The 1,326-nt window shown below is 42.4% G+C and carries 2 protein-coding genes; both read left to right on the forward strand.

Translation table 11 applies throughout. The features are described from left to right. Positions 1-87 precede the first annotated feature (87 nt). The gene (locus tag F1735_RS38380; protein WP_373888632.1) at positions 88-663 is read left to right on the forward strand and encodes an RHS repeat-associated core domain-containing protein; all 576 of its coding nucleotides are present in this window, start codon (positions 88-90) and stop codon (positions 661-663) included. 1 nt (position 664) lies between these two features. Further along, positions 665-1,120, forward strand: coding sequence for a hypothetical protein (locus tag F1735_RS33630; RefSeq protein ID WP_167241354.1), 456 nt, complete (start codon positions 665-667; stop codon positions 1,118-1,120). Positions 1,121-1,326: the final 206 nt, after the last annotated feature.

Below are 1,326 nucleotides of genomic sequence, written 5' to 3' on the forward strand. Positions count from 1 at the left end.
AAATGAGATTAGCCATGATTCCGCCGCCGTAACCGATCAGATTTCCTCCGATATCACGAAAAAGCGATGAAAAATCGTGCTCTCCTGATGTCGGCCAGTTCAGAAAAATCGTTTTGCAATTGGCTCAATAAGAATCGATATTACGACCCCTGTACGGCAAGATATATTTCGCAAGATCCGGCAGGTTTGCACGGGGGACTGAATTCATATGCTTACGTGGGAGCGCCAACTGGCGAAATCGACCCGCTCGGCTTGGCTTCCAAAAAATACCACCGAAAGGATGGGACATATGGAAAAAGGCGCGGTCGGCCGCCAAACGAGCGAGATACTGGGCACGGCAACAGACTAGATAGCCCACTTTGCACGACGTTCTACAAGCTAATATTTCCGGACGGAAGTCTGAGCAAATGGGGAGTCACAGGAAAAAGTCCAGCGTCACTACGCTACTATAGAAAGTTTCTTGCAGGTAGACGAATGGTACCGATCGCCACTGGCTCGCGCCGGGCAATACATCAACTAGAGCGTGAAATGATCGAAATACACGGCGGCCCCGACAACAACGAAACTTTTCCACGAACACCGAATATTAAAAAGTCACCTGAGCAGATTATCGCTGAGCACAAACAAAAAAATCCATGCATTCGAGTAATAAGAAAACTATAAAATGAATAACCACACAGAATATCTCATAAATAGCTCAATCTCTTTCACCGCAATTTTCGGCGATGAAGGTAAAGAAATAAAGCTACGCTCGTATTTGCTTTCACTAGAAAAAATTCTAGCCGATAAAATGCCAGCAGCTAAATATAGCAAGCATCTCGATTTTATCTTGATCGATCTGCGCGTAGATGGATTTTTAAAGTGGTTTACGATCCCGGACAAGCCGAAGCTAATGAATTACTCATCTAAAAATCGAGACATTTCCTACCAAGTTTCAATAAAAAAAGATTTTTGGTTATTGTCAAGCAAAAATAAACAGGAATATCTTTTGAATATTGCAAAAGATGCAATTAATGCAACTTGCGCGCGATTGAAAAAAAAGAAATTTGATGTGGATCTCGTTGGCATGATGAATGACTTTGATGAAGTCGCAAGAGAATATCGGTCGATTACATCGTAAAGCTTAATAATTCAATTTTTCTCGGTAACCATCATTTCTGAGTCAAGTCAGAAACGGCGAAGCATTGATGATATGTAACTCCTGAATCCGTGTTCCGCCTCCTTCAATAGTTGATCAAGTCATTGATTTCAAAGTAAAATATGGCATCCCATACTTTCACCTGACCTGCCATGCCACACTTTGAAGTCAAGCAATCGCGCAACCTG

It is taken from the genome of Massilia genomosp. 1 (assembly GCF_011682185.1).
In the GTDB taxonomy this organism is placed as follows: Bacteria; Pseudomonadota; Gammaproteobacteria; order Burkholderiales; family Burkholderiaceae_D; genus Telluria_A; species Telluria_A rubra.